Source organism: Pseudomonas sp. H1_D05 (assembly GCF_054682705.1).
In genome coordinates, this window is record NZ_CP162825.1 from 4,427,551 (window position 1) to 4,447,571 (window position 20,021).

General features: G+C 52.7%; 19 protein-coding genes. 12 read left to right on the forward strand and 7 right to left on the reverse strand.

The genetic code is table 11. From position 1 onward, the window contains the following. Nucleotides 1–10: 10 nt before the first annotated feature. On the reverse strand, nucleotides 11–412 hold the full coding sequence (locus AB4O11_RS20015; protein WP_460098701.1) for a carbohydrate-binding module family 20 domain-containing protein: 402 nt from the start codon (nucleotides 410–412) through the stop codon (nucleotides 11–13). 226 nt (nucleotides 413–638) lie between these two features. On the opposite strand from AB4O11_RS20015, the gene dapF reads away from it, so the two are divergent. The 9 genes from dapF to AB4O11_RS20060 all read left to right on the forward strand — a co-directional run bounded on the left by dapF (nucleotide 639) and on the right by AB4O11_RS20060 (nucleotide 11,519). Further along, on the forward strand, nucleotides 639–1,457 hold the full coding sequence (gene dapF / locus AB4O11_RS20020) for a diaminopimelate epimerase (RefSeq protein ID WP_460128067.1): 819 nt from the start codon (nucleotides 639–641) through the stop codon (nucleotides 1,455–1,457). Between the two features lie 567 nt (nucleotides 1,458–2,024). Beyond that, a complete protein-coding gene (locus AB4O11_RS20025; RefSeq protein ID WP_016982978.1) occupies nucleotides 2,025–2,387 on the forward strand; it encodes a DUF6124 family protein in 363 nt (120 codons plus the stop codon). Between the two features lie 180 nt (nucleotides 2,388–2,567). Further along, entirely contained in the window at nucleotides 2,568–3,074 is a 507-nt protein-coding gene (locus tag AB4O11_RS20030; RefSeq protein WP_026000442.1) for a GIY-YIG nuclease family protein, read from the forward strand. Between the two features lie 394 nt (nucleotides 3,075–3,468). Beyond that, nucleotides 3,469–3,831, forward strand: a complete 363-nt coding sequence (locus AB4O11_RS20035) for a DUF6124 family protein (protein ID WP_016982978.1) — start codon at nucleotides 3,469–3,471, stop codon at nucleotides 3,829–3,831. A gap of 140 nt (nucleotides 3,832–3,971) precedes the next feature. Further along, nucleotides 3,972–5,513 carry a phospholipase effector Tle1 domain-containing protein gene (locus AB4O11_RS20040; protein WP_460128069.1) on the forward strand — a complete coding sequence of 514 codons (1,542 nt, stop codon included), beginning with the start codon at nucleotides 3,972–3,974 and terminating at the stop codon, nucleotides 5,511–5,513. Further along, a complete protein-coding gene (locus AB4O11_RS20045; RefSeq protein WP_460128071.1) occupies nucleotides 5,513–6,169 on the forward strand; it encodes a DUF2931 family protein in 657 nt (218 codons plus the stop codon). The genes AB4O11_RS20040 and AB4O11_RS20045 overlap by 1 nt, the downstream gene beginning before the upstream one ends. An 11-nt stretch (nucleotides 6,170–6,180) precedes the next feature. Continuing rightward, nucleotides 6,181–6,840, forward strand: coding sequence for a DUF2931 family protein (locus tag AB4O11_RS20050; RefSeq protein WP_460128073.1), 660 nt, complete (start codon nucleotides 6,181–6,183; stop codon nucleotides 6,838–6,840). Between the two features lie 10 nt (nucleotides 6,841–6,850). Beyond that, nucleotides 6,851–7,507 (forward strand): DUF2931 family protein, encoded by a 657-nt coding sequence (locus AB4O11_RS20055; RefSeq protein WP_460131122.1) that lies wholly within the window; start codon nucleotides 6,851–6,853, stop codon nucleotides 7,505–7,507. Nucleotides 7,508–7,838: 331 nt separating this feature from the next. Beyond that, on the forward strand, nucleotides 7,839–11,519 hold the full coding sequence (locus AB4O11_RS20060; protein WP_460128076.1) for a YobI family P-loop NTPase: 3,681 nt from the start codon (nucleotides 7,839–7,841) through the stop codon (nucleotides 11,517–11,519). A 378-nt stretch (nucleotides 11,520–11,897) separates the two neighbouring features. Here AB4O11_RS20060 and AB4O11_RS20065 read toward each other — a convergent pair whose 3' ends face one another. The 4 genes from AB4O11_RS20065 to AB4O11_RS20080 form a co-directional block, all read right to left on the reverse strand. Next, nucleotides 11,898–13,061 carry a hypothetical protein gene (locus AB4O11_RS20065; RefSeq protein ID WP_460128077.1) on the reverse strand — a complete coding sequence of 388 codons (1,164 nt, stop codon included), beginning with the start codon at nucleotides 13,059–13,061 and terminating at the stop codon, nucleotides 11,898–11,900. Nucleotides 13,062–13,455: 394 nt separating this feature from the next. Further along, nucleotides 13,456–14,562 carry a DNA alkylation repair protein gene (locus AB4O11_RS20070; protein WP_460128079.1) on the reverse strand — a complete coding sequence of 369 codons (1,107 nt, stop codon included), beginning with the start codon at nucleotides 14,560–14,562 and terminating at the stop codon, nucleotides 13,456–13,458. 2 nt (nucleotides 14,563–14,564) lie between these two features. Continuing rightward, nucleotides 14,565–15,170 (reverse strand): glutathione S-transferase, encoded by a 606-nt coding sequence (locus tag AB4O11_RS20075; RefSeq protein ID WP_460128081.1) that lies wholly within the window; start codon nucleotides 15,168–15,170, stop codon nucleotides 14,565–14,567. 61 nt (nucleotides 15,171–15,231) lie between these two features. Continuing rightward, nucleotides 15,232–16,140 (reverse strand): MurR/RpiR family transcriptional regulator, encoded by a 909-nt coding sequence (locus AB4O11_RS20080; protein WP_460128083.1) that lies wholly within the window; start codon nucleotides 16,138–16,140, stop codon nucleotides 15,232–15,234. Nucleotides 16,141–16,541: 401 nt separating this feature from the next. On the opposite strand from AB4O11_RS20080, the gene AB4O11_RS20085 reads away from it, so the two are divergent. The 3 genes from AB4O11_RS20085 (at nucleotide 16,542) to AB4O11_RS20095 (ending at nucleotide 19,095) form a co-directional block, all read left to right on the forward strand. Continuing rightward, nucleotides 16,542–16,946 (forward strand): TraR/DksA family transcriptional regulator, encoded by a 405-nt coding sequence (locus tag AB4O11_RS20085; protein ID WP_003225981.1) that lies wholly within the window; start codon nucleotides 16,542–16,544, stop codon nucleotides 16,944–16,946. A 608-nt stretch (nucleotides 16,947–17,554) separates the two neighbouring features. Then, a complete protein-coding gene (locus AB4O11_RS20090; protein ID WP_460131124.1) occupies nucleotides 17,555–18,778 on the forward strand; it encodes a methyl-accepting chemotaxis protein in 1,224 nt (407 codons plus the stop codon). A gap of 113 nt (nucleotides 18,779–18,891) precedes the next feature. Further along, the gene (locus AB4O11_RS20095; protein WP_116255424.1) at nucleotides 18,892–19,095 is read left to right on the forward strand and encodes a hypothetical protein; all 204 of its coding nucleotides are present in this window, start codon (nucleotides 18,892–18,894) and stop codon (nucleotides 19,093–19,095) included. A gap of 6 nt (nucleotides 19,096–19,101) precedes the next feature. Here the strand turns inward: AB4O11_RS20095 and AB4O11_RS20100 are convergent, their stop codons facing one another. Together AB4O11_RS20100 and AB4O11_RS20105 are read right to left on the reverse strand one after the other, a co-directional pair. Further along, the gene (locus tag AB4O11_RS20100; RefSeq protein ID WP_116255425.1) at nucleotides 19,102–19,338 is read right to left on the reverse strand and encodes a DUF2789 family protein; all 237 of its coding nucleotides are present in this window, start codon (nucleotides 19,336–19,338) and stop codon (nucleotides 19,102–19,104) included. Nucleotides 19,339–19,388: 50 nt separating this feature from the next. Next, nucleotides 19,389–19,640, reverse strand: a complete 252-nt coding sequence (locus AB4O11_RS20105) for a hypothetical protein (RefSeq protein ID WP_116255426.1) — start codon at nucleotides 19,638–19,640, stop codon at nucleotides 19,389–19,391. Between the last annotated feature and the right edge of the window lie 381 nt (nucleotides 19,641–20,021).

A 20,021-nucleotide genomic window follows, 5' to 3' on the forward strand; every position in this document is an offset into this window, starting at 1 on the left:
CACTCGTGATTCAGAATTGACCGGTAGTCTGAAGTGATGCACTAAACGTCATGGTCACCTGATTGTCAGGTCCCGACTGCCAGGTTTTTACATCGTATGGAGGTTTCTCGTTGCGAATGATGCATTTCCATTCAATGACATCACCAGGCTTCGCTTTGGTGAATTTTATTTTTGCGGACCAGGAGGGATAGGCAGCAGAGCCGAGCAGAACGGCCTTTTCCGTATCCCAATTGCCCAACTCCGCGACATTGCCCACTGCATAGACGCTGTATCCCTGTGCAGTGACGCCGTTATCACAGCGAAAGTTTGCTTCGAGATAAAGATAAGTCCAGGTGGCACCGGCATCAGCTACAGCAGGCAGCATTGCCGACAACACAAAACCCAGCGGCAACAGATAACGATTGCGGCTCATGCTCAATTCCTCAGGACGTATTCAGTCGGGCCAGCTTAGCCACGCGCACCCAAAAAATGACCTGTAAGAACTGACAGTCCTTTAGAGTTCTTCGCGATAATCGCACTGCCTGTTTATAGTCGGGAGAAGCCGCTACTGACGCGGGACCGTTACACAAACCTGCCTTGCAAAAGCGACGAAAATCCGGCCAGATCACCGCGAAACTCACTCCATCAAGGATCGATCAATGCCGTTGGATTTCCATAAAATGCACGCCAACGGCGACGACTTCGTCATGGTCGACGCGCGCAACCACGCTAACCCGATCACCAGCCAACTGGTTCGGCGCCTCGGCGATCGCCACCGCGGCATCGGGTTTAATCAGCTCGCCGTAGTACTCAATTGCGAGGACGCCGATGCGCGCGTGGAGTTCTGGAACGCCGACGGCTCAGCACTCGACGTGTGTGGCAGCGCCACCCGTGGCGTGGCGGACAGGTTGATGCGCGAAGTCAGCCGAACCTCGATTACCCTGCGCACAAACCGTGGCTTGCTCACCTGCGAACGCAGGCCCAGCGGACTGATCGCCGTCGACATGGGCGAACCGTTGTTCGACTGGCAAGACATCCCTCTGGCGCAAGAACACGACACGCTATTTCTACCGCTCGCCGGCGCTCCAACTGCGTGCAACATGGGCAATCCGCACTGCACCTATTTCGTCGATGACCTCAGCACCGTCGACATCACCGCCCTCGGCCCAAGCCTCGAAACCCATCCGTTATTTCCGCAAAAAACCAACGTCCACTTCGTGCAGATCATCGACCGCCAACACATCCGCCTGCGCATCTGGGAGCGAAACGGCGCCATCCCGCTCGGCTCCGGCTCATGCTCATGTGGCGCGGCCGTCAACGGCATCCGCCGAGGCCTGCTCGACCACACCGTCAACGTTGAATGCGACGGCGGCCCCGTCACCGTCCATTGGAATGGCTCAGGCTCCGTAACCCTGAGCGGCCCGGTAGAACCCACTTTCTCCGGCACCCTCCCAGACACCCTACTCGACCTCAAGTGAACACAATCCCCTGTAGGAGTGAGCCTGCTCGCGATAACGCCAGCCCAGCCACAGCAAATCCCAACCCAACCACAAACCCCTGTGGGAGCTAGCCTGCTAGCGAAGACGCCAGCCCAACCACCACAATTCCAAAATCCACCACAACCCCCCTGTGGGAGCGAGCTTGCTCGCGAAGACGCCCGCCCAGTCACCCCATCAACCACTGACCGAAATAAACAGTAAAAACCGCCATTGTTTAAACGAAGCCTCAAGTAACCACCGAAACCCTACAACGCCTTGCGCCGTTACCTACGACTAAGCCAGAATCCTCCGGCTTGTGCGTCTAGGTCGCGGGTTCTATCGTCTGTCGGTCGCTGAAAAACAGTGATCGGGTTTGGTAGCCCGCCATAACTAGTCGCATCGCGAACCGTTCGCAGACCTCATCAGGTCTCTGCTCAATGGTGGCCATGCGCAGGACACCTTCGGGTGTGCCGGGTCCTAGTTACCGGTCTACCAACCCGCGTATGGCCGCCACCTTCGTTTGGTAGCGAATGTGAAGGCTCCTTTTTATTAACTAGGAGTTTCACCATGATCAAACCAACACCCAACCCACCAGAAACCGACCCCACATCCCCCTACGAATCCCCCGACTCCAAGCGATTCCACGAAGCCGCCGAACGCGCCCTCGACCACTACCTCAAACCCGCCAGCCAAATCATGGCCAGCACCCAACAACCCGAACGCATGTACCTCGCCAACCCGAAGTACAACAGCGAATCCCTGCTCGCCAACGCCAGCGAAACCCTCGGCTCCGCCAGCGAAATGCTCCTCAACTTCGCCGCCATGCTCGACACCCCCCACCGCAAAACCGCACTGGGCATCGCCCAAGTCGTGATGCTCGGCGAAATCGCCGTCAACCAAGCGCTGGATAACGTCGAAATCGCCAGCTAGATGTGAACGATCTCTGTAGCGATTCCTCTGTTCTTCGCTACAGAGATTTATTACCTCACATTGTTCAGGCGACGCTTTACATAGACGAGAGTTACATCGCTTGTAATGGCCTGACTTGACGCGATAGCGTTGGCGTCCATCTCTCGACCGAGCGGTTCTCCAATGGCGTTACACGAATGCATGCACACATTTGAAGAGTTAGCCAAAACGGTTCTGCCCGGCCATATGAGCAGAATGAAAAGCTCTCTTGAAACTCCGCGAGAGATGAAGGACTTTTCAGTGCCCGGTGTTGGCGTTAAATCGTTGCTGAAGCAGTTCAAACTGGCGCAAGATTTTTCGGGCTGCTACGTGTTGATCGACAACGGCGTGCCTATCTATGTTGGTATTTCAAGAAGCGTGATCAGTCGGCTTCGTCAGCACGTCTTCGGTAAAACACACTTCGACGCTAGCCTGGCTTTTCGAATTGCGATGGCAAAACATCCAGATCAAACGATTTCCAAGCTGACGCGCGCGAAGGCAATGGATGATCCTCTATTCGGTACATCATTCGCAGAGGCTCAGTCCTATCTCAAGTCACTCCAGGTGGCAGCGATAGATATTGAGAATCCGCTTGTGCTTTACGTTTTCGAACCCTACTGCGCGCTGGATCTTGATACTCACCAGTGGAATTCGTTTGAGACCCATTGATTCGGAATTCTCTGCATCTCAACTGACCTGTTAAACAGATGATCTACATGTTTGTTTAATAGGTGTCTCTCGTTGCTGGCTACGCCCTACAACTCCTTGCGCCATCGCCTACGACTAAGCCAGAATCCGCTGGCTTGTGCGTCTAGGTCGCGGGTTCTATCGTCTGTCGGTCGCTGAAAAACAGTGATCGGGTTTGGTAGCCCTGAGTTTTCGTAGATTGCATAAGCATCATGATTCGCAGTGTCTGTTCGACACGGCTTTTATGGTGGTCATGCACAGGGCGTCTTCGGGCGCGCCGGTTTTCTACGTCCCGGTCTACCAACCTGCGCATGGCCGCCACCCTCGTTTGGTAGCGAGAGTGATGGCTCCTTTTTTTGACGTAGGAGCTTCATCAATGATCAAACCAACACCCAACCCACCCGAAACCGACCCCACATCCCCCTACGAATCCCCCGATTCCAAGCGATTCCACGAAGCCGCCGAACGCGCCCTCGACCACTACCTCAAACCCGCCAGCCAAATCATGGCCAGCACCCAACAACCTGAACGCATGTACCTCGCCAACCCGAAGTACAACAGCGAATCCCTGCTCGCCAACGCCAGCGAAACCCTCGGCTCCGCCAGCGAAATGCTCCTCAACTTCGCTGCCATGCTCGACACCCCCCACCGCAAAACCGCACTGGGCATCGCCCAAGTCGTGATGCTCGGCGAAATCGCCGTCAACCAAGCGCTGGATAACGTCGAAATAGCCAGCTAACCAACCCCCACCCCGACGAGGGGAAACCCTCGTCGAACCCCGCGGTCACACCTTGGCTGGCACACGGCCACGGCTTGCGCCCCCCAGCCTCGGCTGTCACCCTTCGGGCCGTTCTCAAGGATCAGAACCAGGAATCACGGATGAGTGGCTACGTACCCAACCCCCCGAAAAACCACCGCTACGAAGAAGCCAAACCCGTCGATATTCACGCCCAGCGTTGGGCGGAATATGAGAAACACGGGAAAGAACCTGCGCGCGAACCTGAGAAAATCGGGATCGCGTTGAGGATTGGAGTTTTCTTTGATGGCACTGGGAATAATGCGAACAACACGGCGGCGGGATTGCTGTGTGGGGCGCAGCATCCGATTGCGCCGGCAGATATTCCGGCTAGTTGTCAGCCCTATATGAAGGATCCGGACAGCAGTTATGGCGCCGGGCCTACCAACGTAAAAAAATTGTTTTCATTGTATGAAGAGATCAAAGAAGACGGGGGTGAAGGTTCTTTGAGGCGCGTTTCGCGTGCTATCTACATCGACGGTATCGGTACGGAGAACGATAAAAAAGACAGTGCGCTGGGTTCCGGTATGGGGCGTGGTGACACAGGCGTCGCCGGCCGTGTACAGACATCCTTCACGCAGATCAACCACATTATTGAAGAAGCATTGAAGGAAAATTCAAACAGCGAAATTGCTTCTTTGACTTTTGATACATTTGGCTTTAGTCGCGGAGCCGCTGCAGCGCGGCACTTTTCGAACGAGGTTGTCAGGGGCAAGCAAGGACCGTTAGGAGCGTTACTAAACGGCAGCGCCAGAGACTTCAGCCGAACCTTTGATAGTCAATACGGAAGCGGCATCAACATGGGGTTCATCGGGCTGTTCGACACCGTACCCTCGATCGCCGGTTTCACGAATTTTGGGCGAGTGAAAAGTCCTACCGCTCCCGGTGTGAAGCTCTATCTGGATAGGAAGTACTTCAAGGACGTTGTCCACTTGGTTGCTCGTGATGAATGCCGCGCAAACTTTGCGCTCAGCCGGGTGAAACCCGCTCACCCGGAGTTCACCTTTCCCGGCGTCCACTCTGATATCGGCGGCAGCTATCTCGACGAAGTTGAAGAGTGCGTGCTGGTGAGCCCCATGCAAACCCTGGCGGTATCTACTTTTACCGACGTCGCAAGTACCTCGATCTACCGTGATGCTGCACGAGCAAAAAGCGAATGGGTTGCTAAGGGATGGCCTGCTCATCTGTTGGAAATTGTCACTCCTGCGTCTGTAGAACTCCCACGTGAAAATCAAGACAGGCTTTCCCCCGGTCAGAAGCGCGTGTTCGCAGCTCTGCAACTCAAACGCGCAGTTAGCGGCAAGCTTTCGAGGGTTTATTTAAAAGTCATGTATCAATTGGCAAAAGAAAAAGGTGTTCGCTTCATCGACATTCCCGATGATGGTGAGTATTCCGTACCCGAAGAGCTCCAACCGCTATGCGATCGATTTGTCGCCGGTGATTACACAACCACTCCAGAGGAAGAGGCACTTCTTAAACTGAAGTACATTCATACCTCCGCAAACTGGAATCATCCCCTCGGAAGAAGAGATGGAAGTGGTATCGACGCCGTTTATATCAATGCCCCCACGGAAGACGGGATTCGCGTACAACACCCCCATGTACCTGACTGGACGCTTTGGTAATGAAATCAATGATTGCCCTCTTGGGCGTTTTACTGTTGTCGGGGTGCCAGTCCGGAGGAGCCGAAACCGGCGGAAACGACCCAAAATACCCATGGTGGGAATTAGTGTTCGTTGAGCCGAACTACATGAAAGTTTGGGTAGAGGACAGCTCCGTTCAGGACATCAACGACAAGGTATTTTCCAAAGCCGGCAAAAGCACTGCCGCTTCAGGAGAACCCGACATTGGCACCGAGTCAGCACGTGGCTGGGGAGCTGTAACAGGATCAGGTATGCCGGTAACAGGGGCCGACCTTCCAAAACGCATTTCCGTACGTTGGCAGTCCATCACAGAGCAGAAAACCTATCGCGGGTTCATTGATATTCCTGAAGAAGCCAGACGGTTGATGGTGACATCCACACATCAACGCTGCCCGGAAACCCCAGATAAAACTGCTCGATTCATGGCGTCTCTTTACGTCGGCCTTGCCCCTGGCGGTATTCTGCAGGCTTGGGTAAAAGACTCATGCCGAAATCCCACCAAGGTTGCTCGAGGCCAAGGCGAGATTGAGCCGCTAGGTGCACAACAAGGGAAAAACGGTGGTCGTTATGCTTATCCAGTGAGTGATAAGGCTAAGTTGTACGTCGAAAAGTACGGCATACCTTATGGGAGTTGGTAACCCGTCAGCCAATGAAACAATTCATTACGATGCTTTGCATCTTGCTAGTCACGGGATGCCAGGTCGCTGATCCACTATCAGCCAAAAACGACCCGAAATCCGAATGGTGGGAACTGGCTTTTACGGAGCCGGATTACATGAAGGTTTGGGTAGAGAACAGTTCTGTTCAAGACATTAACGGCAGGATTTTCTACAAAACCGGTGGCGGCACCGCTGCTGGGGGAGAGCCTGAAAATGGAACGGAGTCCGCCCGAGGCTGGACAGGTGGGGTAGGTGGCAGCGGAAAGAGAGTGGTGGGCGCAGATTTACCTGTCCGCATCTGGGTCCGTTGGCAATCAATCGTCGAGCAGAAAACATGGCAAGCGTGGGTGGATATCCCGGAGAAGGCCAGACAAATAATGGTGACCTCCACAAATCGACGTTGCCCGGAAACGCCGGAAAGAACAGCGCGTTTCATGGCTTCAGTTTATTTGGGACTCGCACCGGGTGGTGTTGTTCAGGTATGGGTGAGGGATTCATGTCACCGACCAATCAAGGTTGCTAGAGCGCAAGGCGAAATCGAACCGCTAGGCCCGGAGCGGGGAAAAAACGGTGGTCGTTATGCCTACCCTGTGAGTGAAAAGGCCCAGCGCTATATCGACAAGTACGGTATTCCGTATGGAAGTTGGTAACCATCATCCGATGAAACAACTTAAAACGATGCTTTGTGCCCTGTTGATTAGCGGTTGCCAATCAAACGATCCGCTATCAGCCAAAAACGACCCCAAATCTCCTTGGTGGGAGCTAGGCTTCACCGAACCTTATTACATGAAGGTTTGGGTTGAGGACAGTGCCGTCGAAGACATAAACGGCAAGCTATTCACGCGCACGGGAGGAGGGACGTCCGCTGGCGGAGAACCAGAAAATGGCAAAGAGTCCGCGCGCGGTTGGCATGCGGTAGGCGCGGCTGCGAAACCAGTGATTGGCGCTGACTTGCCCACGCGTATCTACGTGCGCTGGCAATCCATTGTCGAGCCGCAAACTTACAAGATTTGGTTGGATGTGCCTGAGGAGGCGAGGCAACTGATGGTGCAATCGGTCAGTCAGCGGTGCCCGGAAACACCGGAGGAACAGGCCAGCTATAGCGCATCTATTTATTTGGGTTTGGCTCCAGGGGGCGTTGTACAGGTTTTTATCCGGGACGAGTGCCATCGCCCTGTCAAGGTCGCCAGAGCACAGGCAGAAGTTGAACCGCTAGGGCCTGGCCAAGGTAAGAACCAAGGGCGCTATGCGTATCCCGTCAGCGAAAAGTCCAAGCGGTATATCGAGAAACACGGCATACCGTACGGGAGTTGGTAGCAGCAGGCAGGAGACACTTCTCTTGCCTGTCTTTCAGTGGCGCTGTTTTGAGTAATCATCTTTGACAGCTACCGCGTCAATTTTGGTTTCAACGAAGGTCCGCTTTCGGCCAGAAGCAGCCACTCGGCGCACGGCACCAAACGGTCCATTGAACTCAAAGGTGAGGATGAAATCTCGGTTGAGAAGGCCAATTAGCTCGGCGATCAGACACTGGCTGCTCGAAAGCACATTACTACCCAGCATTGAGAAGGCATACTGCCACTCTGAGAAACTGCTTAGATGACTAGATGGCATCTGAAAGACAGTTCAATAGAGGTCAAGGAAGGTAGAAATGAAGCTATCGAAATCGGTATTTGCACTGTTCAAAAGCACTTCGATTTTTAAAATGCTGGCACGTCGATTTCAAACTGAACAATCTCTTCGCAACGAATTTTTTGATTTAGCCCCTATCGATACCGCTGATCAAGATGGCCTCTATCAAGCGGCGCTTGAGTTTGCCATGCGCAATCCAACGGTGCGAAACGTCGCCATCACAGGTCCTTATGGGTCAGGCAAGACCAGTGTCATCAAGACCTTCGAAAAAAACTCTCCATACCGCTTTCTGAATGTATCCCTAGCGACATTCAGTGATCCCAATGCGTTGAACGCTCAAGATCAAGATCCGGAAAAGGATGTAACTGTAAGGGTCGAACGCAGCATCCTCCAACAAATGCTGTACGGTGCCGGGGCCGGAACCTTACCGTATTCACGATTCAAAAGAATTTCCAGGCCCCGATGGATTGAACTCAACGCGATCCTATTTGTAGGCTGGGCAGTGGCCATCGGTTTACTGTACAAGAATCATGATGAGTTACTAAAAGCGTTCAGCTCTGGCACGTTAAGTTGGGCTTGGATTTTTACTGTTGCCTATACCTTATTATACTTGGCAAGGTTGATCTCAAAAGCTTTGAGGGCTTCACACTCAATATCGGTAAAGAAGTTATCTCTGCAAAGTGGTGCGGTGGAGTTGGACGGAATACCTGAGAGTTCAATACTAAATAAACACCTTGACGAAATCATCTATTTCTTCGAAGAAAATGATTATGATTTGGTGGTTTTTGAAGATTTGGATCGATTCGGGAATCCCGAGATATTTATAAAGCTACGGGAAATAAATAAAATAATAAATGATCGGCCTCAACGGTCGCCCTTGTTTTTTTCTATTAGAAGAAGTCAGCCGCTGAAGTTTTTTTACGCAATCAAAGATGATATTTTTTTCAATAAGGATAGAGCTAAATTCTTCGACTTTATCGTTCCTGTCATTCCGGTAATCAATAATTCTAACTCCCGTGAGATTCTTAAAAAATGCATTCATGTGGCGGGGTATGCTGAGGATGTAAGCGACAGATTTATCGGAGAGGTTGCGCTGTATCTAGATGATATGCGTCTAATTAAAAACATAAGCAACGAATTTTTTATCTATGAGAAGAAAGTTGGGTCGAGCAAACTGAATTTCAGCAAGCTTCTAGCAGCGATCATTTACAAAAATGCTTATCCCAAAGACTTCGAAAACCTACACCATGGAAACGGTGCGCTGTTCGAAATCGTCCAGCAGCGAACATGCATCTTGACCCAGTCAGCAAAGAAAATAGACAGTGAAATTGAATCTTTGAGGAATCTCATTGCAGACTCTGAAGAAGAAAATTGCAAAGACGTCATAGAGCTAATTAAGATATTTTGGGGGCACTTGTGTAGCGCTTTCACTGAATATGACATTATTAGTGTGTATGCGGGAGATAGCATATTTACGGCCCAGCAAATACTTGAATGGAATAACTTTGAGCAACTTTTCAAAGAGGCGAATTTAGCCGTCCACGGTAAGTCCAGGAGCAGTTATTACAATAACGAGCAAAAAATCCATCTGTCATTGTCGTTTAGAGCGCTTGAAGAAACTATTACACCTGGCATCACCTTTGTAGAGCGACACAAAAACATCATCAATAAGTCTGTAAAGAGCAGGATCGAAATCAACTTAAAAATTGAAAAACTGAAGGAGGAGAGATCTTCTTTGGCTCGACAGCCGCTATATCATCTTCTGAGCTTGGTAGAGTTTGAGATAGGGGATGTAACAGAGCTACACCAGATTATAGATAGCCGCTTACTTAATTACTTGATTCGAAACGGCTATCTTGACGAGACGTATCACCTCTATATATCCATTTTTCACGAAGGTCGGATGTCCCGTAACGATTGGGATTTCATCCTGGCAATCCGCGACTTCAGGACATCTGATCCAACACTGATGATCGATAACCCATCAGAGGTTATAGAAGAGCTTCGCGAAGAAGACTTCGGTTCAGGAACCACTTTAAATGTCAATCTCATTGATTACCAACTTGACGGAGCTCCGGATTCACCAAGGATGCAGTTAATTATCAACTACTTGTCGAAGCACCTGCCGGAAACCAGTCAATTCTTCGAGGCGTACTGGCTCATCGGCAAGCACTCGTCGTTGTTGACTCAGGCCGTAGCTACACATTGGCCAGGTTACGGAGTAGGGTCTATCGACACGACCCTTGCAACACAGCACATCGCGCGAATCATTGCCCACCTCGATCCGTCTTATATCTCTAGCCAAATGAATGCTGATTTGGCATTAGCCAACTACATCTCCGCGCAAGCTGCAATAATATTTTCTGAGAACTTGGTTTTCGAACAAGGGTTCGAGGTACTTGGGTTGCTGGGCGTAAAAGTTGAGCACCTCAGCGATATTTCGAGTCTCATCGAACTTTTTGAATATGTTCATGAAAAAGATCTTTACCGACTGTCTGTAGGTAATGTCAGATTTTTGCTGGCTCATGCTTTTTTACCAACTACTGAATACAAAGAAAGCGCTACTCGCTTCGATCCCGAGAAATCAAATTATACTGCAATCACCAATTTCGGAAGCGCTTACTTAAAAGCTTATATCGACAGAGAGATCAATAATTATTTGCGTGATGTCGCATGCGCGATAGAAGGAAATGTACAAGAATCTCCTCAGGCGATACTTAGCTTGGTCAATCACCCAGAAGTTGATGAAAGCCTAGCAATTCAGTTTGTCTTACAGCAAGATCACGTTTTCTCGACATTCGATGGCTTACCGACCTATCTGTGGGACGACCTTGTTTATGGCGAGCACATTGCCATGACGTGGGTCAATATCCTATGCTTCCACGCTGCTGAAGGACTCAACGAAGATCGACTTAATGAAGTTCTTAATCGTGAAAATGTCTTTCAACCACTTTCTGAAAAGAAAATCCCACAATTAAGTGATGCTTCCGCACAAACCAAAAATTTGAGCTGGTTCATAATTTCCAATACAGAGCTTAGCGATAAAAGTTATCGACATCTTTGTAAAAGCATCCCCTTTCATTATGTGAGCTTTCCAAGCGATCTTCCTGAAGAGCAGCTATTAGTTTTGGCTGATTTACTCATTGTCCGCCTTAATGAAAAGTCTTTTGCGATGACCGATGCTTCAACAGCACTCAGAAAGACGCTAATCATCAAGAACTTCGAAACCTATAAGAGCGGAATAAAACAGTATCCTCTAAGTCCCGAAATTAAAGGGCTGCTTCTGGCGTCCGTTCTCCCGTTAGACCATAAGTGTTATTTGTTAAGTGATTTGACCGTGGATGAACTCAATGCAGACGCATCGCTCGTCCAGTACGCCGGGCAAGTACTTGGGCGAGAAGATCTCAATGAGAGAGCATTCGATCTCTCACTAATCTCCCATTGTCTCACCCATGTCAAAGAAAAAACCAAACGCAAAGATATTCTTTATAACTTTATTGATATAATTCCCGTCGAAGAAATTCTCGGCGCATTGTCAGGCTTGGATTATCCTTATTCGGATTTATCACAGCGTAAAAAACGACCCAAACTGGAAAACACCGAACGAAATAGACGCTTTGCGGAGTCTTTAGATAGAAGAAATATCATTTCATCTATAAAGGATGAAGGCTCATTCATTAGGCTGAACACTTATCGGTAAACTCTCTCCGACCTGCTGTTTCAGATAGGATTATATCGCCATTGTTAACAACGCTCCCCCTTGACCCGCCAGCAGGCGAAGCTTTCTATTATAATTTGTCGTTCAGAAGTATCTCTGGCGCATCGATAGGCTGACCAGGTTGGCGAAATCAACGATATGTATTGCGCTTTGTAGTCAGACTACAATCCAAACAAGGCAATCTCCGTTTTTGGCCGATTTTAACCTGTCACGAACGACCGCAATTGGCCGATAGCCGCCATCCACGGGTGACAGCTATCGGTCAACTGCAATCTTTAAGTCGGCCGTCATGAGAATTTGACGCTGGCGGTAAATATATAATCGCCAGTCCGATTACATTCGCCTACGTAGACTATGCTACTAATCTGCTCCGCTCTCGCTTACACCGTCTGTCTTCTGCATCGAAGCTGGACCGTTTTTTGTGGGGTAACAATCGATTGGCCGTAGCTTTTGGTGTACCACTCGCGCGACTGTCGCAGCGGCTTCCCAGTTTATTTCCTTAAGGAACTCGTCACCGTCAAATCGACTCTCGAGCTTTGCCAGGAACGAATCAAGCCACGCGTGGTAGTCCCAGCCTGACCGTGACAGAAGTGACCGATGTCTAAACTCTACATTTGTTGATAACTTGATCTCATACGCACGAACATCTGAGAAAGTTATTCCGCCCAAATACAAATTGGTAAAATCGTACGGAAGGCTTGCTGAAAAGCCCCTGAAATCAATAGTCATCTTGAGTTTGAATTTGGGAGTTTCGATTGAAATAGAGCTAGGAGAGAGTCGCTTTACTTTAGCTCCCACCGGCAATGTTAGGTCAAATCGTGAATAGCGAATACCGTTTGGGCCGTAAGACAAAATCGCTCGCGAGAGCATGGAGTCATCTTTTGAGTCATTTACGAATGCTGCTCGCTCTCGCATAGGCCGAGAAAACGTATCAAGGAATCGGTTCTTGAATAAGATATCGGGAACATCCTCGCGAGATAATTCCTGCAACTGTTCCGATGCAAGTTCAGATTGGTTGAAGTAATCCGTCAAGTGCGTCGAAAGCAGTTCCAGTACATAGTATTCTGTAGCTTCGACTATTAGTTGCCCGGCTTCGGTTTGCCTCATTCCTCCCTTACCTGTCTTGACATCAATGTTAAACGCCTTATCCACGAAATCTGAATTCCACAATCCCTTGGGCGCAGAATTTTCAGCGAACAGTCCTTCAAGAAACGACTTAAGTTTTTGACTGTAGTCGTATCGGGGGACCCCCACTAGCTCTTTTGTTTCGCTATGAAAAATTAGAAATCCAGACATGTCGCGATTAACGTGCCGCGATGGAATTGTTTGCTTTGCCAACAAAATCGCGCTTACCCCTAAGAGTAGGAGAGAGAGGCCCCATAGAGCTGACTTACTCGATAGCGAATCTTCAATCGCCGATGAAAGCAGATTTACGCCGATCGCCAAGATAACTGCGGCGACCAGTATCTGTAAGAGCGCGCCGCGATTCTGAAGGAGCGTGGCAAGTGGAGTTGATTTTGACATGTTCTACCGCCTACCTTTGGGTAGACACCAAATGGTCTGTCTAAGCGCCCCATAAGGTGGATAAGATTGCTTGTCGGCGGCCGCGAATGCTTCGGCGTTCAAAATGGTCACTGACGCTGGAAACATGACCGAGCCGACAAGTCCTTTTGCCAGCATGCTGGCGTTTATGCAGGTTAACTTGCAGGCTTGGTGGTAGGCAATGATTTGGTATCTGTCTCGTAACCACCAGGACGGGCCAGAAGGAGGCATATGGCCCCTGCTTTCTGATAAATTTTAAACGTCTGGTTTGGCAAATGTCGCCGATCATGAATGGCTGCTAATGGCCGAAAGCTGCCCCATCCGTAATTCCCTATCAGTCCGAGTACTGCCAGATCAGCGGAATCCATTAGCGGTATCAATCAGCGACGATGTCGAATTTGGCACTCCCCAAAACCTCCCCATTAACCATAACCCGCACCCCATGCCGCCCCTCAAAATGCCTCCGCGTCGTAAAGTCCCTAATCACCTGCCGCCTCCCCACAACCACACTCTCGAACCCCGCCAAAATCACCGTCTTCAACTTAAAAACCTTCCTCGAAACCCCGCCATTCGCCTTCACATAGTCAATCGCATAATCAATCACCAACCGCTGCTCATGCGCCACCGTTGACTTCACCACAAACGACAACGTAATCGCTTCCCCCAACCTAACCACCGCCGGTTCAACCCGCACATCCAACAACTCAACCTCAGCCTTCGCCCCGGCACCAATCACCGTCAGCGCCCTTAAATCCCCCTGCTTGATCAAACTCCGCAACGCATGCTTGGCAATCCACGCCGTGTGCTTGTTCTCCAACGACCAACCTTCAATCGTGTCCAGCACCCACCCCGGATGCACCTTCGTCACATCATTCAAATGATTCGCCACAGACTTGCGTACATACAAACTCTCATCAGCCTTCAACCGATCCAGTATCCCTGCCGCCAACTGCGGATTCGCCTGCACCGCTTCCAACCGAAACGACCAAGGCAGGCGAGGGCGGCTGCCTTCGCTGGCGAGGCGTCGAACGTGGTGGTTCTCATCGCGGGTCCAGTCGTGCATCAGCTCCAGCGAGCGTTCCAGGTCGCTGCGCAGAAAGTGGCGGATGGCGAATTCGGAGGAGCCGAAGGTGGTGAAGTACTTCAGGGCGTCCATGGAGGTGTCGAAGGCGTGGCCGCCGTAGCTCGCGACGTAATGCGGCAGGCACATGCTGACGAATCCGCTGTTCAGCCTTGGCGCGAGTTCGAAAAGCACTTCTAGGGAATCTTGGTAATCCAGTGGCAACACGGCGTGCAGGCTTTCGCTGACACGCGCCATGCGTTGCATCACCGATAATTCGGCGAGTCCGTCCTGGGCGTGTTTGAGAAACGTCTTGGCCTTGAACGCCGGGTACACGGCGCTCATTTCGCTGGCGATGTGCTGCAAGCGTTCGGCGTTGAAGATTTCCTTTAACGCCGGGGCGGCGGTGTCGGTGGTGCTCATGGTCAGGTCATCGGGGTGCTGACGAACGCTTCGAGGGTTTCGGCGTAGGCGGTGTATTGAGCGATGTGTGGGTAGCGGCGGGTGTCGATCTGGTCGGGGGCGACGAGGTCGGTGAAGCTCCAGGCGACGGCGAGGCTGATGCCGGCCTGGGTGAGGGTGCCGTCGGTGGGCAGGCCGGTTTTTTCCAGTTCTTGCTCGAGGGCGGTGAACGCGGCGGCGAGTTGGCCTTCGACGCGTTCGACCCACGGCTGGTATTGAATGTCGGCTGGGCGCAGGTTGCGTTCGTAATAAAGTTGCACGGCTTTTTCGCAGGCGGCGAGGCTGAGGCCGATCAGGCGCAGGGCGTGGGCGCGTTGTTTCAGGTCGGTTGGCAGCAGGCTTTTGCCGGAGCTGGCTTCGAGGTAGTCGAGGATGAGGGTCGAGTCCATCAGGACCACGCCGTCGTCGAGGATCAGTGTTGGGGCTTTGACCACCGGGTTGATCTGCTGGAATTGCTCGAAGTGGCGGAACACCGAGACTGACTCGTGTTCGAGGTCGATGCCAAGGCGTTTGGCGGAGATCGCCACGCGACGCACGTAAGGGGAGTCCAGCATGCCGATCAGTTTCATGACGCGTTCCTTCAAGTCAAACCGGTGGGAAGGCATAACCTAGCCGACGCAGAGGCAATTGTCAGTCGTCGAAGCCGGGTTGTTCGTGAATCTCATCAACATTCAGCTCAAGCCGATACGCCACCGCCACAAACAACGCCTGACACAAACACAACGTCGCACTCAGCGAACGAAAGGCGAGGGCGCTGCCTTCGTTGACCAGCAATACGCTGTTGGCGAGTTTCGCCAGCGGCGAGAGCTGGCTGTCGGTGAGGATCAGGGTGTTGGCCTGTTGCTGGCGGGCGAAGCGCAGGCAATGTTGGGTTTCCTTGGCGTAGGGCACGAAGCTGATGCCGATGACCAGATCGTTCGCGCGCACGCTGCGCATTTGCTCGCGATAACTACCGCCTAGCCCCGAAACCAGGTGAATGCGCTTCTGAGTGTGTTGCAAGTTGTAAACGAGGTAGTCGGCGACGGCGAAGGAGCGGCGCACGCCGACGACATAAATGTTGTCGGCGTTGACGATCAGGTCGACGGCTTTTTCGAACGCGGCGTCGTCGAGTTCGCGGCCCAGGCGTTCGATGCCGGAGCGGGTGGCGTCGATGCATTCGCGGGCGAGGTCGCCGGCGCTGGCTTGCTGCGACTGGTCGGCGATCATGCTGCGGATGCGTTGCTGGTAGTTTTGCACCGGCGAGGCTTTGTGCGTGTAGGCGCTGCGGAACAGCGCCTGCATTTCGCTGAAGCCGCTGAAACCGAAGCGTTGCGAGAAGCGCACGATGGCGGACGGGTGCACTTCGCACTCGCGGGCGATGTCGCTGATGCGGTCGACCATGATCCGGTCGCTCTGCTGGCTGATGTAACTGGCGATGCGTTTGAGCTGGCGCGGCAGGGCGTCGTATTCGTCGGTGATCAGTTGCAGCAGGCGCTCGGCATTGATCGGGGGGCTGGCGAGTGAAACCTCGTCGATGGCCGGCAGATCGGGGCGGGGCATAGGTCATCCTTCAGGCTGATTGATCACACGGTGGGCCTGATATTAGGGGGGCTTTTGCAGTTCTGCTTTGCTGAAACGATGCAGTGCGTGGTAAAAAACTGCGTCTGGGCGCTGCGTGGTTAGCCGTTTGTCTTCTATATACAGCCGCTCGACTGAATTTCTTGCTATAAACGCACTCCGATGGCCGTGTGAACCCTGTGTCAGAGCAGTTTCCGGGCGTTGTCGGACAAATTCCCTGTATTTACAGTTGCTGAGGCCTCGATCGGGCCTTAGACTGCCGCCCCTCGTAAATTGAGTGCCGGGTGGCATTTGCAATAAACGATGCCTTTTCGCCGACCGCACGCGGTTCGCCGAAACGCTCCCTAATTCGCCTTAATGCACGTTTTTTTATAGAGATATCAATGACAAAGGACAAGTTGCTGGCCATGCCGGCAGATGACTACATGAATGCAGAGCAGCACGCTTTCTTCACTGAGCTGCTGCAGAACATGAAAGTCGAAACCCACGAGCGCATTGAGCAAAACCGTATCGCCATCGAAAGCCTGGACACCCCGGCTGACCCGGCAGACGCGGCTTCGGTTGAAGAAGAGCGCACTTGGCTGGTGAACGCGATCGATCGCGACCAGCGCATGCTGCCGCAACTGGAACAAGCCCTTGAGCGCATCAAGGAAGACAGCTTTGGCTGGTGCGACGACAGCGGCGAGGCCATTGGCCTGAAGCGCCTGCTGATCAGCCCGACCACCAAGTACTGCATCGAAGCTCAAGAGCGTCACGAGCAGATCGACAAGCACCAGCGTCAGGCCTGATTCTGTGGGGTGACCCTTTCAACAGGGCACCTTGAAAAGATCGCAGCCTTCGGCAGCTCCTACATGGGCGTTGCTGAAGGCTGCGATCTTTGTTTTTGCTCGTCTGCAATAAGCCCGCGCCGTTCCATTGACCTGCCACAGACCCCACGACTAACGGACCATGGATAATGGCGTTGTAGTGGCGTTTAATGCAGTCACAATAATGAGAACAAGCGTGGGGTGTTGATATGACGAGAGACGGATCTCTGGTTGGGGCTTTGCCTGCACCAGTGCTTTTGCCGAAAAACCGCTGGATCGCGCCGACCCTGCAAAGCATCGCCCTGATGCTGTTGCTGGCCGGCATGACGCTGGGTGGATGGTCGCTGTACATTGGCATGCCGCTGGCGGTGCTGATTGTCTGGCTACCGCGCTTGCGTTCCCGTGCCATCCCCGATGCCCAGCCTGCCGACACGGGCAACGCCATGTCCGAACTGACCCGCGACCTTTCCTACACCACCAGCCATAACGCCTTGTCGGCGGCCGGCGTGGCGTTTTCGGTGAAGGAACTGGCGAGCAAACTCGAATCGCAACTCGATGCGGCGGCGCAGATCGTCAGCAACGCCGAGGTGATGATCGCGACTGAACACGCCACATCGCAGCTCAGCCGTGCAGCCCTTGAAGCAGCGAGTCAGGCGCATCACAGCAGCGCGGCGGGGCGCACGGAACTGGTGGATTCGATCGCGCGCATGCATCAACTCAGTCAGCGCGCCAATGCCAGCCGTGAGTTGATCGAAGCCTTGAGCCTGCGCAGTGACGATATTCAGCGCGTGACCCTGGTGATTCAGTCGATTGCCAGTCAAACCAATCTGCTCGCATTGAACGCGGCGATCGAGGCAGCGCGAGCCGGAGAGCATGGTCGCGGTTTTGCCGTGGTCGCGGATGAGGTGCGTGGATTGGCGGCGCGCACGGCGTCGGCCACCGGTGAAGTCGGCGAGATGGTCGCTGACATTCAACAGCGCACGGCGCAGGTGGTGGAGCAGATTCGCGAGTTGTCGAGTGATCTGCAGACGGGGGTCGAGCAGGTCGAGCACACCGGTCAGCATTTGGAGAATATCGCGCGACTGGCAGCCGGGGTGGAAACTCAGGTCGGTGAAATCGCTCAGGGCGCGGAAACCAATCGCGAGCAACTCGACAGCCTGTTCAAGGCCATCGAGCAGATGCGCAGCGATCTGGCGATCAGCGATCAACAGACTCGCCGCCTCGCTGAGGCGGCGGTGCAAATGGAAGGGCAGGCGGAAACCATCAGCGAGCGGCTGGCCGCAGTCGGTCTGGATGACTATCACCAGCGCATCTACGATCTGGCCCGCGAAGGGGCGAGCCAGATTGCCGCACGTTTCGAGGCGGATGTCGAACAAGGAAAGATTAGCCTCGAGGATCTGTTTGATCGCCAGTATCAGCCGATCCCGAATACCCAACCGGCGAAGTTTCAGACCCGTTTCGACCGTTACACCGATCAGGTGCTGCCGGCGATTCAGGAACCGTTGTTGCCGCGTCACGAGGGGCTGGTGTTCGCCATTGCCTGTACGCAGCAGGGTTACGTGCCAACGCACAATCAGCTGTTCAGTCAGCCGTTGACCGGCGATGTGCAGGTCGATGCGGTAAACAATCGCACCAAACGCAAGTTCGCCGACCGCACTGGCATCCGTTGCGGCAGCCATCAGCAACCGGTGCTATTGCAGACCTATACCCGCGACACCGGTGAACTGATGCATGACCTGTCGGTGCCGATCATGATCAAGGGCCGGCACTGGGGTGGATTGCGTCTGGGCTATAAGCCGGAAAAACCGCGCTGAGGGATTGTTACTTCTGATGCAATGAATCTGTGCACGGAGCTTGCTGTTTCCGCTCGAAAGAAACCATTAATCTGACTACTTAGTTAGGTTGCTAATGATTTCGGGAGGGCTGCATGCAGTGCAGAGTTGATGTTGCTGTGATGATCGGCAGTGGCGTGCCGGCCGGTTTGCGCGCAATGGGGCAGAGCGTGTGCTGGGTGGTTTTGCTCAATGGCGAGCGTCGCGGTACCGCGTTTGCCAGTCGCAACGAGGCCGAGGAGTGCAGGGCTGCATGGCTCGCGCAATTGCAAGCCGAGTGTGGTGACAGCCTGCACTGAGTTCGGTTACTTGCCGTCGTGAAGGCGTACGTTCAGCTCGTCGAAGACGATTGCCCTGTCATCGTCTTTGCCGATCCACTCTTGCAGCGTTTGCCTTTGAGAGTCCGACCAGAAAGGGGCATCGACCAGTTTGGTGTCAGCGTCAAGAGGATGCGCGTCGATGAAATCGTCGATCTCCGGTCCTTCTGAAGGAAGACCTAACTGATCGAACAGAGTTTTCAAGTTATAACCTTCCAGATCCATCGTGTTCTCCTTTTTGATTTGCGCCGGTAGGGCGCAGTTGATCGCTCTCTTTATCTGAGGCATCCACTCGCCAGGAGTTCGATCTTTGACTCAAGTGAGCGGGCGAGGGCGCAGGCTTCGTTGTGATCTTCACGGAAACCTCTTACGCGCCCGGTCGATGTTTCCTTTATATGGAAGAAAGCGTTGCCGGCGGGTACCACTTGGAAACGCGGGTAATCGTCGTTGATCGTGGTGGCACTTAGTATCAGCGACGATTCGATCCGGGCGTCAACGGTCATGGCAAAGTGAGTCCGAGTGCACATATGAAGTCCTTTTCATCAGTTGGCCGGTATTTACCGGCCGTTTCGGGTAGTCGGAATGAGCATCGCTGCTCTAGAATCGCCAGTACCTGTTGACGACAGGGCTTATCTAAAGCAATTTTTCGCCAGCGATATGTCGGAGAAGTGCTTTTTTTCGTGAGAATTTTCCCTAAAGTTCGTAGTCAGACTGCTCTTGTCGACGCTGAGGATTTTTCCTTCAGGCTTTGGCGACATCGGGATGAGTTTCCCGAGTAACAATCCAGTAGTCTTACCAACCTCGCGTTGAATGAGCACTCTGCTCGATTCGGGCTTTATTGATTTATTTGCAGTGACATCGGCCTGGCCGTTTTTTGCCGTGCGCGTTTTCCGTGTGCGGTTTTTTCA